We start from the raw sequence: 17,291 nt of genomic DNA, 5'->3' as shown, positions 1-17,291 counted from the left end.
GTCGTAGACCTCTTGGGACTGGATGGCAAGGGCCTGCTCGCGGTTCGCCTCGAGCGCCTCGGCCCACAGGTCCAGCGTCCGGGCGTAGTGCAGCTGCAGCGACTGAACGCGGGTCAACTCGAAGCCCGCCGTGACCCCGTACTCGCCGACGGTCTGGGGCGTCGGCAGCCAGCCGCCGGGGAAGATCTCGGCCAGGATGAATTTCGAGAACTCCACGATCTCACGCGTCAGCGTCAAGCCCTTGGCCCGTGCTTCCTTGAACGAGGGCCGAACGATGGTGTGCAGCAACATGACTCCGCCGGGCGGCAGCGCGTTGTAGGCCATCTTGAAGAAGCGGCCGTAGCGCTGGCGGCCGAAGTGCTCGAACGCCCCGATCGACACGATGCGGTCCACCGGCTCGTGGAATTTCTCCCAGCCTTCCAGGAGCACGCGCCTGGTGCGGGCGGTGTCCATCTGATCGAAGGACTTCTGCACGTGCTCGGCCTGGTTCTCCGACAGCGTCAGGCCGACGACGTTGACGTCGTATTTCTCGATGGCGCGCCGCAGGGTGGCTCCCCAGCCGCAACCGATGTCCAGCAGCGTCATCCCCGGCTCGAGGTTCAGCTTGCCCAGCGCCAGATCGATCTTGGCGATCTGCGCCTGTTCGAGGGTCATGTCGTCGCGCTCGAAGTAGGCGCAACTGTAGGTCTGCGTGGGATCAAGGAACAGCCGGAAGAAATCGTCGGACAAGTCGTAATGGGCTTGCACATTTCCGAAATGCGGCGTGAGCTGCACAGACATGTCGACACGAGCCTTCCTGTATTGCGGGGGACAGGGGTGAACGGTCGAACGGCAACACCGCTGTATCCCCCGATACCCCCACTGCATGCTAGTACCTGCGGCGGGACCAGTCGCGCTCCCGGCGCGGTGGGACGGGCCCAATTCAGGGTCCGAAGCCGTCCTGACCCTCGCGCGGCGGCACGATCGGCGGCGGGTGGGGCTCCCCGCGGAACTTCTCCAGCGACCCGCCGACCTCGACGATCCCCTTGAGGGCATTCCAGCTCAGCATGGTCAGGTAGTCGATCAATTCGTCGCGACTCATCCGCGGGTACGACATCCAGGAGTGGGTGGCCAGCTGGACGCCGCCGACGATCAAATACGCCCACGGTTCCGCACCGCCGGTGTCCATTCCGGCGTGTTGCATGCGTCGGCGCATCAGCACCGCGAGCATGCGCGCGATGATCCGCTCGGAATCGGCGATGACTTTGCTTTTGCTGGCCGAGCTGTTGGACATCACGAACCGGTACGGCTCGGGTTCGTTCGCGACGGTCTCGACGTACACGCGGATGACCTCGCGGGTCAGGTCGAAGCCGTCGAGGCCAGAGGTAAGCGCCCCAGCCATATTGGGGATCAGGGTGGTTTGGGTGAACCGCATCATCACGGCCGTCGTCAGGTCGTTCTTGTCGACGAAATAGCGATACAGCACCGTCTTGGAAACGCCGATCTCGGCGGCGATCTCGTCCATGCTCAGCGCGCCACCGAGTCGGCGAATCGCGTCGATCGTGCCGTCGACCAACTCGTTACGACGCTCCACTTTGTGTTGATGCCAACGCCGCTTGCGCCCATCCATTTTGACGCTCACAGCCACGATTTGCTCTGCCACAGTCGCCGAATTCCCATTCCCTAGACGCCCTTGATCTTACGGCGTGAGGGGGTCGGATTCTTGTCCTGCCCGGGCGTGGGTGAGACGTCGCGAACAGTGTCGTCACACCAATCCGCGGGAAAGATAGATGATGTAGTGGTGGCACATCGAGCCTCGGTGAGAGGCGAAGCGTCGGGCCCGCCGGGGGCGGGGCCGGATTCGGCGACGTCGGCGGCCGCCGCCAGACCTGCTCGCGCGTCCTTTGCCGAATCGTTCGCCGGCGCCGATCCCGAGGCCGATGCGCAGCGCCGGGTGGCGTTGCGCCGGATGAAGATGGTGGCACTGAGTTTCCTGATCGGTGCCACCGGAGTGTTCCTGGCCTGCCGGTGGGCGCAGGCGCATGCCAGCCTCGGGGCCTGGGTCGGGTATGTCGGCGCGGCGGCCGAGGCCGGGATGGTCGGCGCCCTGGCGGACTGGTTCGCGGTGACCGCGCTCTTTCGGCACCCGCTGGGCATTCCCATCCCGCACACCGCGATCATCAAGCGCAAGAAAGACCAGCTGGGCGAGGGCCTGGGCACCTTCGTCCGGGAGAACTTCCTGTCGCCGGAGGTCGTCGAGACCAAGCTGCGCGACGCGCAGGTGTCCGGCCGGCTCGGCAAATGGCTGTCGGAGGCCGTCCATGCCGAGCGGGTGGCGAGCGAGACCGCCACGGTGCTGCGGGTGCTGGTGGAGCTCCTGCGCGACGAGGACGTCCAGCAGGTGATCGACCGGATGATCGTGCGCCGGATCGCCGAACCGCAGTGGGGCCCGCCGGTCGGGCGGGTGCTGGCCACCCTGCTGGCCGAGCACCGGCAGGAGGCGCTGATCCAATTGCTGGCCGACCGGGCCTTCCAGTGGTCGCTGAAGGCCGGCGAGGTCATCCAGCGGGTGGTCGAGCGCGATTCACCGACCTGGTCGCCGCGCTTCGTCGACCATCTGGTCGGCGACCGTATCCACCGCGAGCTGATGGACTTCACCGACAAGGTGCGCCGCAATCCGGACCACGAACTGCGCCGGTCGGCCACCCGGTTCCTGTTCGACTTCGCCGACGACCTGCAGCACGACCCGGACACCATCGCGCGCGCCGATGCGATCAAGGAGCAGCTGATGGCGCGCGACGAGATCGCCAACGCCGCGGCGACGGCGTGGAAGACGTTGAAACGGCTGGTCCTCGAGGGCGTGGACGATCCGTCCAGCGCCCTGCGCACCCGGATCGCCGACACCGTCGTCCGGATCGGGGAATCGCTGCGCGACGACGCCGACCTGCGGGACAAGGTGGACAACTGGCTGGTCCGGGCGGCCCAGCACCTGGTTTCGCAATATGGGGTGGAGATCACAGCGATCATCACCGACACGATCGAGCGCTGGGACGCCGAGGAGGCCAGCAGGCGCATCGAGCTGCACGTGGGCCGTGACCTGCAATTTATCCGGATCAACGGCACGGTGGTCGGTTCGCTGGCGGGGCTGGTCATCTACGCCGTCGCGCAGTTGCTGGTCTAGCGCATTTTCTAGCAGTGCTAACAAGTGCTTGCAATAGCAAGCACTTGTAGTAGTCTGGGCGCGTCCAGATCAGCCGCCGACCAGGAGCACGTCATGACGCCCGAGGAGAAGCTCTCCGCCAAGGTGTCCAACGCTGCCTCCGAAGTAGCCTCTGACATCGGCAGTTTCATCCGTAGCCAGCGTGAGCTCGCGCAGGTGTCGGTGCGTCAACTCGCCGAGAAGTCCGGGGTCAGCAATCCTTATCTGAGCCAGGTGGAGCGTGGATTGCGTAAGCCCTCCGCCGATGTCTTGAACCAGATCGCGAAGGCCCTCCGGGTCTCCGCCGAGGTTCTCTATGTGCGCGCCGGGATTCTCGAACCCAGTGACAAGAGTCAGGTGCGGGACGCCATCGTCACCGACACTGCGATCACCGAGCGCCAAAAGCAAATCCTGCTCGACATCTACTCATCGTTCACCCAGCAAAACGAATCGATCCACGAGGAGTGTCCGACCGAATCCGACAGCGAGTGATCGGCCCGTGTTCGCCCGGCACCGTAGCCATCTGTGCTGGGAGTTTGCGCCACAAGCGGGCTCTCCACATCGCGCTAGCGAGTTGGTGATGTATAGACGACCGGCCGTCGCGGTTACCCGAAGGGGAGGACCTACCGGTTTCCGGCTGAATTGCGGAACGAACCACCCCGACACTGGCGGCCCCAGTTGCGAAGGAGACGTTTGCACCTAACTTCTCGACCAGACAGCTAAAACGCCGAATAACACCGATAGCGAAAGCCAATGAAAGGAATCACCATGGCGGAAAACACGAACATCGAAGACTTGCGGGCTCCGCTGCTCGCGGCGCTGGGCGCGGCCGACCTGGCCCTGGCCACCGTCAACGACCTGATCGCCGGCCTGCGCGAGCGCGCCGAGGAGACCCGCGCCGAGACCCGCACCCGGGTCGAGGAGCGCCGCGCTCGCCTGACCAAGCTGCAGGAGGACCTGCCCGAGCAGTTCACCGAGCTGCGCGACAAGTTCACCACCGAGGAGCTGCGCAGGGCGGCCGAGGGCTACCTGGAGGCGGCGACCAACCGCTACAACGAGCTCGTCGAGCGCGGCGAGGCGGCCCTGCAGCGGCTGCGTAACCAGACCGCGTTCGAGGACGCGTCCGCGCGCGCCGAGGGCTACGTCGACCAGGCCGTCGAGCTGACTCAGGAAGCTCTCGGCACCGTCGCGTCGCAGACCCGCGCGGTCGGCGAGCGCGCCGCCAAGTTGGTCGGCATCGAGCTGCCCGGCAAGACCGAAGCCACCACCAAGAAGGCGCAGAAGGCCGTCGCCAAGAAGGCCCCGGCCAAGAAGGCTCCGGCCAAGAAGGCTCCGGCGAAGAAGGCCGCGGCCAAGAAGGTCACCCAGAAGTAAGCACGACCCAGCACGACGTTCGGCTCCGAGTCACCTTCGGGTGGCTCGGAGTCGACGTTTTGGAGGGTGCCCGCATACCCTTAAGGCGTGAACCACCTCGTGGGAACCGTCATGCTGGTCTTGCAGATCGCCGTCCTGGTCACGGCCATCTACGCGTTCGTGCATGCCGCGCTGCAACGACCCGACGCCTACACCGCCGCCGAGAAGCTGACCAAGCCGGTCTGGTTGCTGATCCTGGGCGGAGCCGTCGCGCTGACGTCCATCCTGGGTTTCGTTTTCGGCGTGCTCGGAATGGCGATCGCGGCCTGTGCCGCGGGCGTATATCTGGTCGACGTTCGACCCAAACTGCTTGAGATTCAAGGTAAGTCGCGCTAGCGGAATGAAGGCCCTGCTGACGGCGCCGATCGCGGCGCTCGTCGCCTTGTCCTGTCCGGTACCGCACGCCGTCGCCGCCCCCGACCCGGGGGCGGATCCGCCCGCTCCGGCCCCGCCGTACATCGACCACACCCAGTGGGCGCAGTGGCAGGGCCGCAGCAGCCTGCGCGTCTTCCCGTCGCCGGCCGGCCGGGCCGCCTCGCGAATTCCCGGGGCCACGGCGCCGGCCGACGAGGCCTGGGCCGAGGTGCTCGCCTTGTCGCCGGACGCCGACACCGCCGGCATGCGCGCGCAGTTCCTCTGCCACTGGCAGTTCGCCGAGATCGCCCAGCCCGGCAAGGTCAGCTGGAACCTGGAGCCCTGGCGACCGGTCGTCGACGACAACGACATGGTCGCCTCCGGCTGCAATCCCGGCGCTCCGGAAGAATCCTTCTAATGGCAACCCAACCCAGCCGAGCGCAATTGGCGGCGTTCGTCGACCACACCCTGCTCAAGCCCGAAGCGACCGACGCCGACGTGGCCGCCCTGGTCGCCGAGGCGGCCCAACTCGGCGTCTACGCGGTGTGCGTCTCGCCGTCGATGGTTCCCGTCGCGGTGCGAGCCGGCGCCGGCGTGCGGGTGGCCAGCGTCGCGGGGTTCCCGTCCGGCAAGCACCTCCCGGCGGTGAAGGCCCACGAGGCGGCCCTGGCCGTCGCGTCCGGTGCCTGCGAGATCGACACGGTCATCGATGTCGGGGCGGCGCTGGCCGGCGACCTCGAGGCGGTCCGCGCCGACGTCCACGCCGTGCGCGGCGCGATCGGCGGGGCGGTGCTGAAGGTGATCGTGGAGTCGGCCGCGCGGCGGGCGCTGGCCGACGAGCCCACGCTGGCGCAGGTATGCCGCGCCGCCGAAGACGCGGGCGCCGACTTCGTCAAGACGTCAACCGGGTTTCATCCGGCCGGCGGCGCATCCGTGCGCGCCGTCGCGCTGATGGCCGAGGCCGTCGGCGGGCGCCTCGGGGTGAAGGCCAGCGGCGGCATCCGTACCGCCGAGGACGCGCTCGCGATGCTGGATGCGGGCGCCACCCGGCTGGGGCTGTCGGGCACCCGGGGAGTGCTCGACGGCCTCCGTCGAGGGGACTAGCTGCTCGCCGTCACAGGTTGGCGAAGCAGGGGTCGTTGTCGTTGCCGGCCGGGATGGTGGCGTTCCGCGTCGAGAAGTGGCTTGTCACACCCTTATCCGTGACCTGCACGCTGTCGGCGTGGATGCCCATCGGGTAATTCTTGGTCAGGTTCGAGGTGAAGTCGTCCAGCGTCGACTGCACGGACTCCTTGGGCATGGTGAAGCCGAGCGCGTTGAAGCTGACGATCTGCAGCTGCAACCCGGTGCCCGAGACCACCGGCTTGGCGGTGATGTTATCCAACATGCCCTTCAACTCGATGGTGCCGTCGGCGGGATGCGGGGTCACGGTGTTGGTGACGAACGGACCCAGCACCGGGATCGCGTTCTGCACCGATTGCTTGATGCCGTCACTGGTCCAGTCGATCGTCGCGTCCAGTGAGCCGACGGTGCCCTTCGAGTTGCCCGAGTCCTTGAGCCGGACGTCGTTGATGTTGATCGAGAGCTTCATGCCCTTGGCGTCGCGGATGTTGTTGCCGGCCGTCTGCACCGAGATGTTGGTGTAGTGCTTGGTCGCCTGCTGCCACAGCATCAGGGGCGTCACCCCGAAGGACGCGGTGGCCTGGTCCTTGACCTCACACGCCACCGCCTCGGCGACCTTGCTGTCCGCGACGTGGCGTACGTACAGCTCGGCCCCGATGAGCCCGGCGATGATCAGCGCGATCACGATAATGAAGATCAGCAGGACCGACACCGGGTCACGGCCGAAGCGGCGCTTCTTCTTCCCCGGCGTCGCGTCCTCGGCCGGGGGAGTGGCGAACCGCTCCGTCGGACCCGCGGGCGGGGTCGGCGGCGGTGGGTAGCCGGGCTGCTGCATGTTCGGCTGGGGCGTCCCGAATCGTTCGGTCTGCCCGGGTGGGGGACCGTGAGCGGGCGGCGGCGGCGGGGGCACGTGACCCGGGCCGCCGGTGCTGATCCGCTCGGTCGGCCGCTCGGTGGGCGGCTGGCCGAAGGGTCCCTGGTTGGAGGGACGGCCCCACTGCGACGGGTCCGGGTTGGGTGGTCCTTGTGGGTTCGTCACCCGACCGATTCTGCCCTATCAACCTGAGCAAAGTCCGAGCGGTTGCTGAGGACTGCGATGCTCTTGCGGGCCTTCGCGACCCTGTCGACGTCGATATCGGCCACCACGAGCTGCGGTTGCGATCCGGCCGACGCGACGACCTCGCCCAGCGGCGAGACCACCAGGCTGCCCCCGACACCGGTCGGCGCCCCGGACGCGGAACCGGGCGCGTCACCGGGATCGGCCTGACCGGCCGCCGCGACGTAGCTCATCGAATCGAGCGCGCGGGCGCGGGCCAGCAGCGTCCACTGATCGAGTTTGCCGGGACCCGAACCCCAGGACGCGCACACCGCGATCAGCTGGGCGCCGCGGCGGGCCAGCTCGGTGTAGAGCGCCGGAAAACGAACGTCATAGCAAACCGTCAGCCCCACCCGGATCCCGTCGACCGTGATCACCACCGGCTCGTGTCCCGGCGCGACCGTCCGCGATTCGGTGAAACCGAATGCGTCGTAGAGGTGGATCTTGTCGTAGTGGGCGTCCGACCCGGCGGAGCCGCTCGGACCCGCCGCGATCAGCGTGTTCTTCACCCGCCCGTCGCCCGACGGGGTGAACATGCCGGCGACGACGGTGATGTCGGCATCGGCCGCGATGCGGCGCACCCCGTCGGCCCAGGGCCCGTCGACCGGCTCGGCCACCGGGCCCAGCGGCACACCGAACCGGCACATCGTCGCCTCGGGGAACACCACCAGGGCCGCGCCCGCGTCGGCGGCCCGGCGGCTGTACTCGTCCACCAGCCGCAGGTTTGCTGCCGGGTCGGTGCCACTGAGGATCTGCGCCAAGGCGATTCGCATGAGCGCCAGCTTAGGCGGCGGAAAGCCTCAGGCCGATTTGGCGATCCACTCCGTGGTGAAGCGCTGTTCGGCGGCGATCAGTTCGGCCAGCCGGGCGCCGATGATGTTCTCCAACTTGCCGCCGATGATCGGGACGCGCACCTGGACGGTGGCGCGGAATGTCAGCCGGGCGCCGCCGCTCGCTTCGATGGGCTCCAGCACGGCGGTGCCGGTCAGGTTCACCGGCGCGTCCACGATCGAACCCACGACCGACCCCGACGCGGCGCCGCCGGTGACCGGCCCCCACGTCTCCTCACGCCGGATACACAGGTCACCGCTGTGCAGCTGGGTGACCATCCCCGGCAGCTTGTCGCTGCGGATCACCTGCAGCGTGACGACCTCCACGGTGTCGTCGTCCCCGGACTGCCCGCCGACCCGCATCGACTCCAGCGTGGCGACGTCGACGCCGGACCCGGCCAGCCGGGCCCGCCAGTAGTTTGCATCGGTGAACGCGCGGTGCACCTCGTCAACACTGCCGTCGTAATCGGCCGACAAGTCGAATGAACGCGGCATAGCAGGTCAGGCTACCGTTACGGGCCATGAATTCCAGCGGAGCCGGATCGGAGTTCGCCGGCGCGCCGGTGGCCGACGCGGCGCCACTGGCGCCCCTGACCACGCTGCGCGTCGGACCGACCGCGCGCCGCCTGATCACCTGCACCACCAGCGAACAGGTGATCGCCACGCTGCGCCGGCTGGACACCGAAGCGCACGGCGGGCAACGCGACTCGGTGCTGGTCTTCGCCGGCGGCTCCAACCTGGTGATCTCCGACGCCCTGACCGGCCTGACCGCGGTGCGGCTGGCCAACGACGGCATCACCGTCGACGGCAACCTGGTCCGCGCCCAGGCGGGCGCGGTGTGGGACGACGTCGTGGTGACCGCCATCGAGCACGGCCTCGGCGGGCTGGAATGCCTGTCCGGCATCCCCGGCTCGGCCGGGGCCACCCCGGTGCAGAACGTCGGGGCCTACGGCGCCGAAGTCTCCGACACCATCACCCGGGTCCGGGTGCTCGATCGCGGCAGCGGTGAGGTGCGCTGGGTGCCGGGCAGCGCGCTGGGCTTCGGCTACCGCACCAGCGTGTTCAAACGCGGCGGCGACGGACTCGAAACCCGTTCTGTCGTATTGGAAGTGGAGTTCGCGCTGGACGCATCCGGGCGCAGCGCGCCGTTGCGTTACGGCGAGCTGGCGGCCGCGCTGAACGTGGTCGCCGGCGAGCGCGCCGACCCGCAAGCCGTCCGCGACGCGGTGCTGGCCCTGCGGGCGCGCAAGGGCATGGTGCTCGACCCGGCCGACCACGACACCTGGAGCGTGGGCTCGTTCTTCACCAACCCGGTGGTCACCCCGGACGTATACGAGCGGCTGGCCGCCTCCGTCGACGGGCCGGTCCCGAACTACCCGGCGCCCGACGGGGTCAAGCTGGCCGCCGGCTGGCTGGTGGAACGGGCCGGCTTCGGCAAGGGTTATCCGGACGAGCCGACGGCCCGGTGCCGGTTGTCCACCAAGCACGCGTTGGCGCTGACCAACCGCGGCGGAGCCGGCTCCGACGACGTGATTGCGCTGGCCCGCACCGTCCGCGACGGGGTGCGGGCTGTGTTTGGCATCACACTGGTCCCCGAGCCCGTCCTGCTCGGCTGCAGGCTGTAGCCGCAAAATTTGCCGACGCGCCCGCGGCGCCGATTTGTGGTGGCCGGACCGCCCGATTTTCCCCGGTATCTTTGATTTCCGTGACCCCGTCCAGCGCCCCGCGGCCGTTCAACCGGCGTGCGGCTTTGGCGACCCTCGGACTGGGTGTGCTCGCCCCCAACGTGCTGGCCGCCTGCGGCGGCAGCACCGCGAAGCAGGCCGAGAAGAAGGAGCAGCCCGCACCGCAGCTCAAGTACCAGCCCGCCAACGCGACCGAGAACGTGGTGCCGATCGCGCCGGTCAGCGTCGAGGTGAACGACGGCTGGTTCCAGCACGTCGCGCTGACGAACTCGTCGGGCAAGGCCGTTACGGGCGTCTTCAACTCCGATCGCACCGTCTACACGACCTCCGAGCCGCTGGGCTACGACCAGACCTACTCGTGGAGCGGCTCGGCCGTCGGGCACGACGGCAAGGCGGTCCAGGTGAGCGGCAAGTTCACCACGGTGTCGCCGACGAAGAAGATCGGCGGGGCGTTCCAGCTTGCCGACGGCCAGACCGTCGGGGTCGCGGCGCCGATCATCATCCAGTTCGACGCGCCGATCAGCGACAAGGCCGCCGTCGAGAAGGCGCTCACCGTCACCACCAACCCGCCCGTCGAGGGCAGCTGGGCCTGGCTGCCCGACGAGGCGGCCGGAGCCCGCGCGCACTGGCGCACCCGCGAGTACTACCCGGCGGGCACCACGGTCAACGTCGACGCCAAGCTGTACGGCCTGCCGTTCGGCGACAGCGCCTACGGCGCCGAGGACATCTCGCTGAACATCCAGATCGGCCGCCGGCAGGTGGTCAAGGCCGAGGTCTCGTCGCACCGCATTCAGGTGATCCGCGACGAGGGCGTCGTCATGGACTTTCCGTGCAGCTACGGCGAGGCCGACAAGGCGCGCAACGTCACCCGCAACGGCATCCACGTCGTCAGCGAGAAGTACGCCGACTTCTACATGTCCAACCCGGCCGCCGGCTACAGCCACGTGCACGAACGCTGGGCGGTGCGGATCTCCAACAACGGCGAGTTCATCCACGCCAACCCGGCCAGCGCCGGCGCGCAGGGCAACACCAACGTGACCAACGGCTGCATCAACCTGTCGACGGGCGACGCCGAGCAGTACTTCCAGTCCGCGATGTACGGCGACCCGGTCGAGGTCACCGGCAGCACCATCCAGCTGTCCTACTCCGACGGCGACATCTGGGACTGGGCCGTCGACTGGGACACCTGGGTGGCCATGTCCGCGCTGCCGCCGCCGACCGCGCGCCCGCCGTCAACCCAGATCCCGGTCACCGCGCCGGTCACGCCGTCCAACGCGCCCACCCTGTCGGGCACCCCGACCACGACGACGTCGCCGGCCGGCACCGGCCCCGCTACCCCCGGCGGTTAAACCGGGAGGTCGTGGCCTGGTCGCGCGGCTTCATCACGATCAGGTCCAGATCGACGTGCGACGGCCGCGAGGCGACGAACCCGATCACCTCTGCGACGTCCTCGGCCACCAGCGGCGTGATGCCGGTGTAGACGGCGTCCGCGCGTTCTTGGTCGCCGTCGAAGCGCACCAACGAGAATTCCGTTTCGACCGCGCCCGGGGCGATCTCGGTCAGCCGGACCGGCTTGCCCAATAGCTCGCCGCGCAGCGTGCGGTGCATCGCCCCCTGGGCGTGCTTGGCCGCCGTGTATCCGGCGCCGCCGTCGTAAACCTCAAGTGCCGCAACGGAAGTGACGGTGACGATCAGCCCGTCGCCGGAGTCGATCAGCTTGGGCAGCAACGCGCGGGTGACCCGCAGCGTGCCGATCACGTTGGTCTCCCACATCCACCGCCAGTGCTCGAGCTCCGCCTCTGCGACCGGCGCCAGCCCCCGGGCTCCGCCGGCGTTGTTGACCAGCACGTCGACGCGGTCCACTTTGCTCGCCAATGTTTCGATCGATGCCTGATCTGTGACATCGGCCACAATGGCGGTGCCGCCGATTTCACTGGCCAGGGCCTCAATCCGGTCCGCACGGCGCGCCACGGCGACGACATGAAAGCCCTGCGCAGCCAGGTTGCGGGCGGTTGCTGCGCCGATCCCCGAGCTGGCTCCGGTGATTACTGCGACTCGCTTATTCCTGCCAGTTTTAACCATCGAAACAACCTTAGTGAACGTGCTAGATTTTGCGTGTGCTCCTTAGCGCCCTGTCCAACACCACCACCGCCGCGTGTCTGTGCGCGGCGGGTGCGTGTTGTTGCTGCGCACTTTGCCGCTCCTGACCCCAGCCAGGTGTGGCCAAGACGGCCAGCAAAAATCGGACAATAAGGACGCTCGTGCGCACGAATACCCTCACCCATTCCCATCATTCGCCCAGCCGTGCCGTCGGGCACCTGCCCGGTCAAAAGGGCCACCGTTCGGTGCGCCGGCAGATCGTGCCCCCGGCGCTGAACATCCCCGACTCGGCGGCCGCCTCCGTCTTCCGGGCCGTCCGGCTGCGCGGCCCCGTCGGCCGTGACGTCATCGCCGGCGTCACCTCGCTGAGCATCGCCACGGTCAACCGCCAGGTCATCGCGCTCTTGGAGGCGGGCCTGCTGCGCGAGCGCGCCGACCTGGCCGTCTCCGGCGCCATCGGCCGCCCGCGCGTGCCGGTGGAGGTCAACCACGAGCCGTTCGTGACGCTGGGCATCCACATCGGTGCGCGAACCACCAGCATCGTGGCCACCGACCTGTTCGGCCGCACCCTCGACACGGTCGAGACGCCGACACCGCGCAACCCGGCCGGCCCCGCGCTGGCGACGCTGGCCGACAGCGCCCGCCGCTACCTGCGGCGCTGGCACCGCCGCCGGCCGCTGTGGGTGGGGGTCGCCATCGGCGGCACCGTCGACAGCGCCACCGGCCAGGTGGACCACCCGCGGCTGGGCTGGCGCCAGGCGCCGGTCGGACAGGTGCTGGCCGACGCGCTGGGCCTGCCGGTGTCGGTGGCCTCACACGTCGACGCCATGGCCGGCGCCGAGCTGCTGCTCGGCATGCGGCGCTTCCTGCCCAGCTCGCCCACCAGCTTGTACGTCTACGCCCGTGAAACCGTGGGCTACGCGCTGGTGATCGGCGGCCGGGTGCACGTCCCGGCCAGCGGCCCGGGCACCATCGCGACCCTGCCGGCCCACTCCGAGCTGCTCGGCGGCACCGGTCAGCTGGAGTCGACCGTCAGCGACGAGGCCGTCGTGGCCGTCGCGCGCCAGCAGCGCATCCTGCCGTTCGCCCCGCCGAACCGCCCGAACGGCTCCGCCACCGGCATCTCCGAGCTGCTGCGGGTGGCGCGGGCCGGCAACCAGCAGGCCAAGGACCTGCTCGCCGAGCGGGGCCGCGTGCTCGGCGAGGCGGTGGCGTTGCTGCGCGACATGCTCAACCCCGACGAGCTGGTGGTCGGCGGCCAGGCTTTCACCGAGTACCCCGAGGCGATGGAGCAGGTGGAGGCGGCCTTCACCGAACGCTCGGTGCTCGGGCCTCGCGACATCCGCCTCACCGCCTTCGGCAACCGGGTGCAGGAGGCCGGCGCGGGCACCGTCTCGCTGTCCGGGCTGTATGCCGACCCGCTGGGTGCGATGCGCCGCGCCGGGGCATTGGATGCCCGGTTGCACGACGTGGCTCGCGACGAGTCGTCCGCCTGACGCGCCTTTGTGTCCAGCGCGCTTGGGCTGGCCGGCGAACCATCCTGTAAAGATGACAGGGTGCGGCACGACGAGGTTTTCCGGCTGAATGAACCGCGCCGGGTCGCCGTGTTGGCGGTCCACACCTCACCACTGGCCCAGCCCGGCACCGGCGACGCGGGCGGCATGAACGTCTACGTGCTGCAGACCGCGTTGCACCTGGCGCGGCGGGGCATCGAGGTGGAGATCTTCACGCGCGCGACCGCCTCGGCCGACCCGCCGGTCGCGCGGGTGGCGCCCGGGGTGCTGGTCCGCAATGTGGTGGCGGGCCCGTTCGAGGGCCTGGACAAATACGACCTGCCCACCCAGCTGTGCGCGTTCGCCGCCGGGGTGCTGCGCGCCGAGGCGTCGCACGAGCCCGGCCACTACGACATCGTGCACTCGCACTATTGGCTGTCCGGACAGGTGGGCTGGCTGGCGCGGGACCGCTGGGCGGTGCCGTTGGTGCACACCGCGCACACGCTCGCCGCGGTCAAGAACGCCGCGCTGGCCGAGGGGGATTCGCCCGAACCGCCGCTGCGCACGGTCGGCGAGCAGCAGGTGGTCGACGAGGCGGACCGGCTGATCGTCAACACCGACGACGAAGCCAGGCAACTGATTTCGATTCACCACGCCGACCCGGCGAGGATCGACGTCATCCACCCCGGAGTGGATCTCGACGTGTTCCGCCCCGGCGACCGCAGGGCCGCCCGGGCCGCGCTGGGGCTGCCGCTCGACGACGACATCGTGGCGTTCGTCGGCCGGATCCAGCCGCTGAAGGCCCCCGACATCGTGTTGCGTGCCGCCGCGCAACTGCCCGGTGTGCGCATCGTGGTGGCCGGCGGACCCTCGGGCAGCGGGCTGGCCTCCCCGGACGGATTGGTGCGGCTGGCCGACGAACTGGGCATCGCCGAGCGTGTGACGTTCCTGCCCCCGCAGTCGCGCTCGAACCTGGCAACGTTATTCCAGGCGGCCAATCTTGTTGCGGTGCCCAGCTATTCGGAATCCTTCGGCCTGGTCGCCCTCGAGGCGCAGGCGTGCGGGACGCCGGTGGCCGCGGCCGCGGTCGGGGGGCTGCCGGTCGCCGTGCGGGACGGGGTGACCGGCACGCTGGTGGCCGGGCATGACGTCGGCCGGTGGGCCGATGCGCTGGGCCGGCTGCTGCGGTTGCCCGCGCCGCAGGCAAACGAGATGGGCCGCGCGGCCGCCGCGCATGCCGCCACGTTCTCCTGGGACCACACCACCGACGCGCTGTTGGCCAGCTATCGGCGCGCGATCCGCGAATATACCGCCGAGCGCCGGGGGGTGGGCGCATGAGCGCCGCGACCGTCGAGCGCGTGATCGAGGATGCCCTGCAGGCCAGCGGGCTCAACTATTCGAAACACGCTGGCGCACATGGTGGTCTGTCGGGGCTGGTGGTGGAACTGCCCGGCGAGCGTAAGCTAAAGACCAACACCATATTGAGCGTCGGCGAGCATTCGGTGCGGGTCGAGGCGTTCGTGTGCCGCAAGCCCGACGAGAACCACGAAGGCGTCTACCGCTTCCTGCTGAAGCGCAACCGCCGCCTCTACGGCGTGGCCTACACGCTGGACAACGTCGGGGACATCTATCTGGTGGGCCGCATGTCGCTGGCCTCGGTGGACGCCGACGAACTCGACCGGGTGCTCGGGCAGGTGCTCGAAGCGGTGGATTCGGACTTCAATACGTTGCTGGAGTTGGGTTTTCGTTCGTCGATCCAGAAAGAATGGGAGTGGCGGGTGTCCCGCGGTGAGTCGCTGAAAAACCTGGAGGCCTTCGCCCACCTGATCGACGACGATGACGACGATGACGCTGACGACCGCTGAATGAGTGCGTGAGAGACTAACCGGCATGGGTGACACCGCCACGCTGGTATTGCTTCGCCACGGCGAAAGCGAATGGAACTCGCTGAACCTCTTCACCGGTTGGGTCGACGTCGGCCTCACCGAGAAGGGCCGGACCGAGGCCGTGCGCAGCGGTGAGTTGCTGACCGAGAACAACCTGCTGCCCGACATCCTTTACACCTCGCTGCTGCGCCGGGCCATCTCCACCGCGCACCTGGCGCTGGACGCCGCCGACCGGCTGTGGATTCCGGTGCGACGCACCTGGCGGCTCAACGAGCGGCATTACGGGGCGCTGCAGGGGCTGGACAAGGCCGAGACGAAGGCGCGCTACGGCGAGGACCAGTTCATGGCGTGGCGGCGCAGCTATGACACGCCGCCCCCGCCCATCGAGAAGGGCAGCACCTACAGCCAGGATGCCGATCCCCGGTACGCCGACATCGGCGGCGGGCCGCTGACCGAGTGCCTGGCCGACGTGGTGGTGCGTTTCCTGCCGTATTTCACCGACGTCATCGTCCCGGACCTGCGCAGCGGAAAGACGGTGCTGATCGTGGCGCACGGCAACTCGCTGCGGGCCCTGGTCAAGCACCTCGACCAGGTGTCCGACGACGAGATCGCCGGATTGAACATCCCGACCGGCATCCCGCTGCGCTACGACCTGGACGCTGACCTGCGGCCCGTGGTGCCCGGCGGTACCTATCTGGACCCGGAGGCGGCCGCCGCGGGCGCCGCCGCGGTTGCCAGCCAGGGGCGCGGCTGACGCCGGCGCGTCCGCGCCGTTTTGCGGGGATAAAGGCCATTTAGCCAAACATCACGTGAACGGGAGCGGAACACCTGTGGCGCACGGTGTGACTTGTCCGATTTTGGCCTCGTTCCGCTAGGGCAGCGTTCAGGAAGATTTGTAGGATTTGCTATGTGACTGTGTTCTCGGCGCTGTTGCTGGCCGGGGTTTTGTCCGCGCTGGCGCTGGCCGCAGGTGTACTGGTCGGAATCCGACTGTCACCGCGGGCGGTGCAGCGCCGCCAGCGGGTCGAGTGGACCGGGATCACCGTCGCCCAGATGCTGCAACGCATCGTGGCGCTGATGCCGCTGGGCGCGGCGGTGGTGGACGCCCATCGCGACGTCGTCTACCTCAATGACCGGGCCAAGGAGTTGGGCCTGGTGCGCGACCGTCAGCTCGACGACCAGGCCTGGCAGGCGGCACAGCAGGCCCTGACCGGCGTCGACGTCGAATTCGACCTGCAGCCGACGAAACGGTCGGGGGGCCGCGCCGGGCTCTCGGTGCACGGGCAGGCCCGGTTGCTCAGCGAAGAAGACCGCCGGTTCGCCGTCGTCTTCGCCCACGATCAGTCCGACTACGCGCGGATGGAAGCGACCCGGCGCGACTTCGTGGCCAACGTCAGCCACGAGCTCAAGACCCCGGTCGGTGCCATGGCGCTGCTCGCCGAGGCCCTGCTGGCCTCGTCCGACGACTCCGAAACCGTGCGGCGGTTCGCCGAGAAGGTGCTCGTCGAAGCCAACCGGCTGGGCGACATGGTCGCCGAGCTGATCGAGCTGTCCCGGCTGCAGGGCGCCGAACGGCTGCCCACGGTCATCGAGGTCGACGTCGATCGGGTTGTGGGCGAAGCGATTTCGCGTCACAAGGTGGCCGCCGACAACGCCGATATCGAGGTCCGCACCGATGCGCCCAGCGGTCTGCGGGTGCTGGGCGACGAGACGCTGCTGGTCACCGCCCTGGCCAACCTGGTGTCCAACGCCATCGCCTATTCGCCGCCGGGGTCGCCGGTGTCGATCAGCCGTCGCCGCCGCGGCGACAACATCGAGATCGCCGTGACCGACCGCGGCATCGGGATCGCCCTGGAAGACCAGGAGCGGGTTTTCGAGCGGTTCTTCCGCGGCGACAAGGCGCGCTCGCGCGCCACCGGCGGCAGCGGATTGGGCCTGGCCATCGTCAAGCACGTCGCGGCCAACCACAACGGCAGCATCGGCGTGTGGAGCAAACCCGGAACCGGATCGACATTCACCCTTTCCATTCCGGCTGCCATGGCGTCTGATCAAGACCATGACGAATCCGAGCAAGCACCGGGTCGCGACGTGCGGCCTAACCGCTCACAACGAGAGGAAGAACTAAGTCGATGAC

At 68.8% G+C, this 17,291-nt stretch carries 19 protein-coding genes; 13 read left to right on the top strand and 6 right to left on the bottom strand.

The genetic code is table 11. The features are described from left to right. Both ACYQ8K_RS06445 and ACYQ8K_RS06440 read right to left on the bottom strand, forming a co-directional pair. A partial coding sequence (locus tag ACYQ8K_RS06445) for a cyclopropane mycolic acid synthase family methyltransferase (protein WP_459967640.1) occupies positions 1-780 on the bottom strand: 780 nt, incomplete at its 3' end. Positions 781-922: 142 nt separating this feature from the next. After that, positions 923-1,642, bottom strand: coding sequence for a TetR/AcrR family transcriptional regulator (locus ACYQ8K_RS06440; RefSeq protein WP_459967639.1), 720 nt, complete (start codon positions 1,640-1,642; stop codon positions 923-925). Between the two features lie 135 nt (positions 1,643-1,777). Here ACYQ8K_RS06440 and ACYQ8K_RS06435 point away from each other — a divergent pair, with 135 nt between their 5' ends. The 6 genes from ACYQ8K_RS06435 to deoC all read left to right on the top strand — a co-directional run bounded on the left by ACYQ8K_RS06435 (position 1,778) and on the right by deoC (position 6,049). After that, positions 1,778-3,160, top strand: coding sequence for a DUF445 domain-containing protein (locus tag ACYQ8K_RS06435; protein ID WP_459967638.1), 1,383 nt, complete (start codon positions 1,778-1,780; stop codon positions 3,158-3,160). 93 nt (positions 3,161-3,253) lie between these two features. Further along, on the top strand, positions 3,254-3,670 hold the full coding sequence (locus ACYQ8K_RS06430) for a helix-turn-helix domain-containing protein (protein ID WP_459967637.1): 417 nt from the start codon (positions 3,254-3,256) through the stop codon (positions 3,668-3,670). Between the two features lie 276 nt (positions 3,671-3,946). Continuing rightward, positions 3,947-4,552, top strand: a complete 606-nt coding sequence (hbhA, locus tag ACYQ8K_RS06425) for a heparin-binding hemagglutinin HbhA (RefSeq protein WP_459967636.1) — start codon at positions 3,947-3,949, stop codon at positions 4,550-4,552. Between the two features lie 87 nt (positions 4,553-4,639). Beyond that, on the top strand, positions 4,640-4,927 hold the full coding sequence (locus ACYQ8K_RS06420) for a DUF2516 family protein (RefSeq protein WP_040629303.1): 288 nt from the start codon (positions 4,640-4,642) through the stop codon (positions 4,925-4,927). 4 nt (positions 4,928-4,931) lie between these two features. After that, positions 4,932-5,363 carry a DUF2599 domain-containing protein gene (locus ACYQ8K_RS06415; protein ID WP_459967635.1) on the top strand — a complete coding sequence of 144 codons (432 nt, stop codon included), beginning with the start codon at positions 4,932-4,934 and terminating at the stop codon, positions 5,361-5,363. After that, entirely contained in the window at positions 5,363-6,049 is a 687-nt protein-coding gene (gene deoC, locus ACYQ8K_RS06410) for a deoxyribose-phosphate aldolase (protein ID WP_459967634.1), read from the top strand. The genes ACYQ8K_RS06415 and deoC overlap by 1 nt, the downstream gene beginning before the upstream one ends. Before the next feature lie 10 nt (positions 6,050-6,059). Here the strand turns inward: deoC and ACYQ8K_RS06405 are convergent, their stop codons facing one another. From ACYQ8K_RS06405 to ACYQ8K_RS06395, 3 genes are read right to left on the bottom strand one after another with little or no spacing between them, the layout of a single operon-like run. Further along, positions 6,060-7,106 (bottom strand): LmeA family phospholipid-binding protein, encoded by a 1,047-nt coding sequence (locus tag ACYQ8K_RS06405; protein ID WP_459967633.1) that lies wholly within the window; start codon positions 7,104-7,106, stop codon positions 6,060-6,062. Next, a complete protein-coding gene (locus ACYQ8K_RS06400; RefSeq protein WP_459967632.1) occupies positions 7,103-7,936 on the bottom strand; it encodes a carbon-nitrogen hydrolase family protein in 834 nt (277 codons plus the stop codon). Before ACYQ8K_RS06400 ends, ACYQ8K_RS06405 begins: the two co-directional genes overlap by 4 nt. Before the next feature lie 27 nt (positions 7,937-7,963). Next, a complete protein-coding gene (locus tag ACYQ8K_RS06395) occupies positions 7,964-8,488 on the bottom strand; it encodes a DUF2505 domain-containing protein (protein ID WP_459967631.1) in 525 nt (174 codons plus the stop codon). A 26-nt stretch (positions 8,489-8,514) separates the two neighbouring features. On the opposite strand from ACYQ8K_RS06395, the gene ACYQ8K_RS06390 reads away from it, so the two are divergent. Both ACYQ8K_RS06390 and ACYQ8K_RS06385 read left to right on the top strand, forming a co-directional pair. Further along, positions 8,515-9,618, top strand: a complete 1,104-nt coding sequence (locus ACYQ8K_RS06390) for a UDP-N-acetylmuramate dehydrogenase (RefSeq protein WP_459967630.1) — start codon at positions 8,515-8,517, stop codon at positions 9,616-9,618. Positions 9,619-9,650: 32 nt separating this feature from the next. Then, positions 9,651-11,027: a L,D-transpeptidase gene (locus tag ACYQ8K_RS06385; protein WP_459967660.1), complete on the top strand. Its 1,377-nt coding sequence runs from the start codon at positions 9,651-9,653 to the stop codon at positions 11,025-11,027. On the opposite strand, the gene ACYQ8K_RS06380 is transcribed toward ACYQ8K_RS06385, so the two are convergent. Next, entirely contained in the window at positions 11,011-11,760 is a 750-nt protein-coding gene (locus ACYQ8K_RS06380) for an SDR family oxidoreductase (RefSeq protein ID WP_459967629.1), read from the bottom strand. The genes ACYQ8K_RS06385 and ACYQ8K_RS06380 overlap by 17 nt on opposite strands. 236 nt (positions 11,761-11,996) lie before the next feature. Here ACYQ8K_RS06380 and ACYQ8K_RS06375 point away from each other — a divergent pair, with 236 nt between their 5' ends. The 5 genes from ACYQ8K_RS06375 (at position 11,997) to ACYQ8K_RS06355 (ending at position 17,290) form a co-directional block, all read left to right on the top strand. Further along, on the top strand, positions 11,997-13,274 hold the full coding sequence (locus ACYQ8K_RS06375; protein ID WP_459967658.1) for an ROK family protein: 1,278 nt from the start codon (positions 11,997-11,999) through the stop codon (positions 13,272-13,274). Between the two features lie 27 nt (positions 13,275-13,301). Beyond that, positions 13,302-14,609: a D-inositol-3-phosphate glycosyltransferase gene (gene mshA / locus ACYQ8K_RS06370; protein ID WP_459967657.1), complete on the top strand. Its 1,308-nt coding sequence runs from the start codon at positions 13,302-13,304 to the stop codon at positions 14,607-14,609. Next, positions 14,606-15,136: a type III secretion system chaperone family protein gene (locus tag ACYQ8K_RS06365; protein ID WP_459967628.1), complete on the top strand. Its 531-nt coding sequence runs from the start codon at positions 14,606-14,608 to the stop codon at positions 15,134-15,136. Before mshA ends, ACYQ8K_RS06365 begins: the two co-directional genes overlap by 4 nt. Positions 15,137-15,161: 25 nt before the next feature. Next, positions 15,162-15,911: a phosphoglyceromutase gene (locus ACYQ8K_RS06360; RefSeq protein WP_065055123.1), complete on the top strand. Its 750-nt coding sequence runs from the start codon at positions 15,162-15,164 to the stop codon at positions 15,909-15,911. A gap of 155 nt (positions 15,912-16,066) precedes the next feature. After that, on the top strand, positions 16,067-17,290 hold the full coding sequence (locus tag ACYQ8K_RS06355) for a sensor histidine kinase (RefSeq protein ID WP_459967627.1): 1,224 nt from the start codon (positions 16,067-16,069) through the stop codon (positions 17,288-17,290). Position 17,291: the final 1 nt, after the last annotated feature.

This window comes from Mycobacterium sp. MUNTM1 (assembly GCF_054660795.1).
This window is presented reverse-complemented; position numbering and strand designations above follow the sequence as displayed.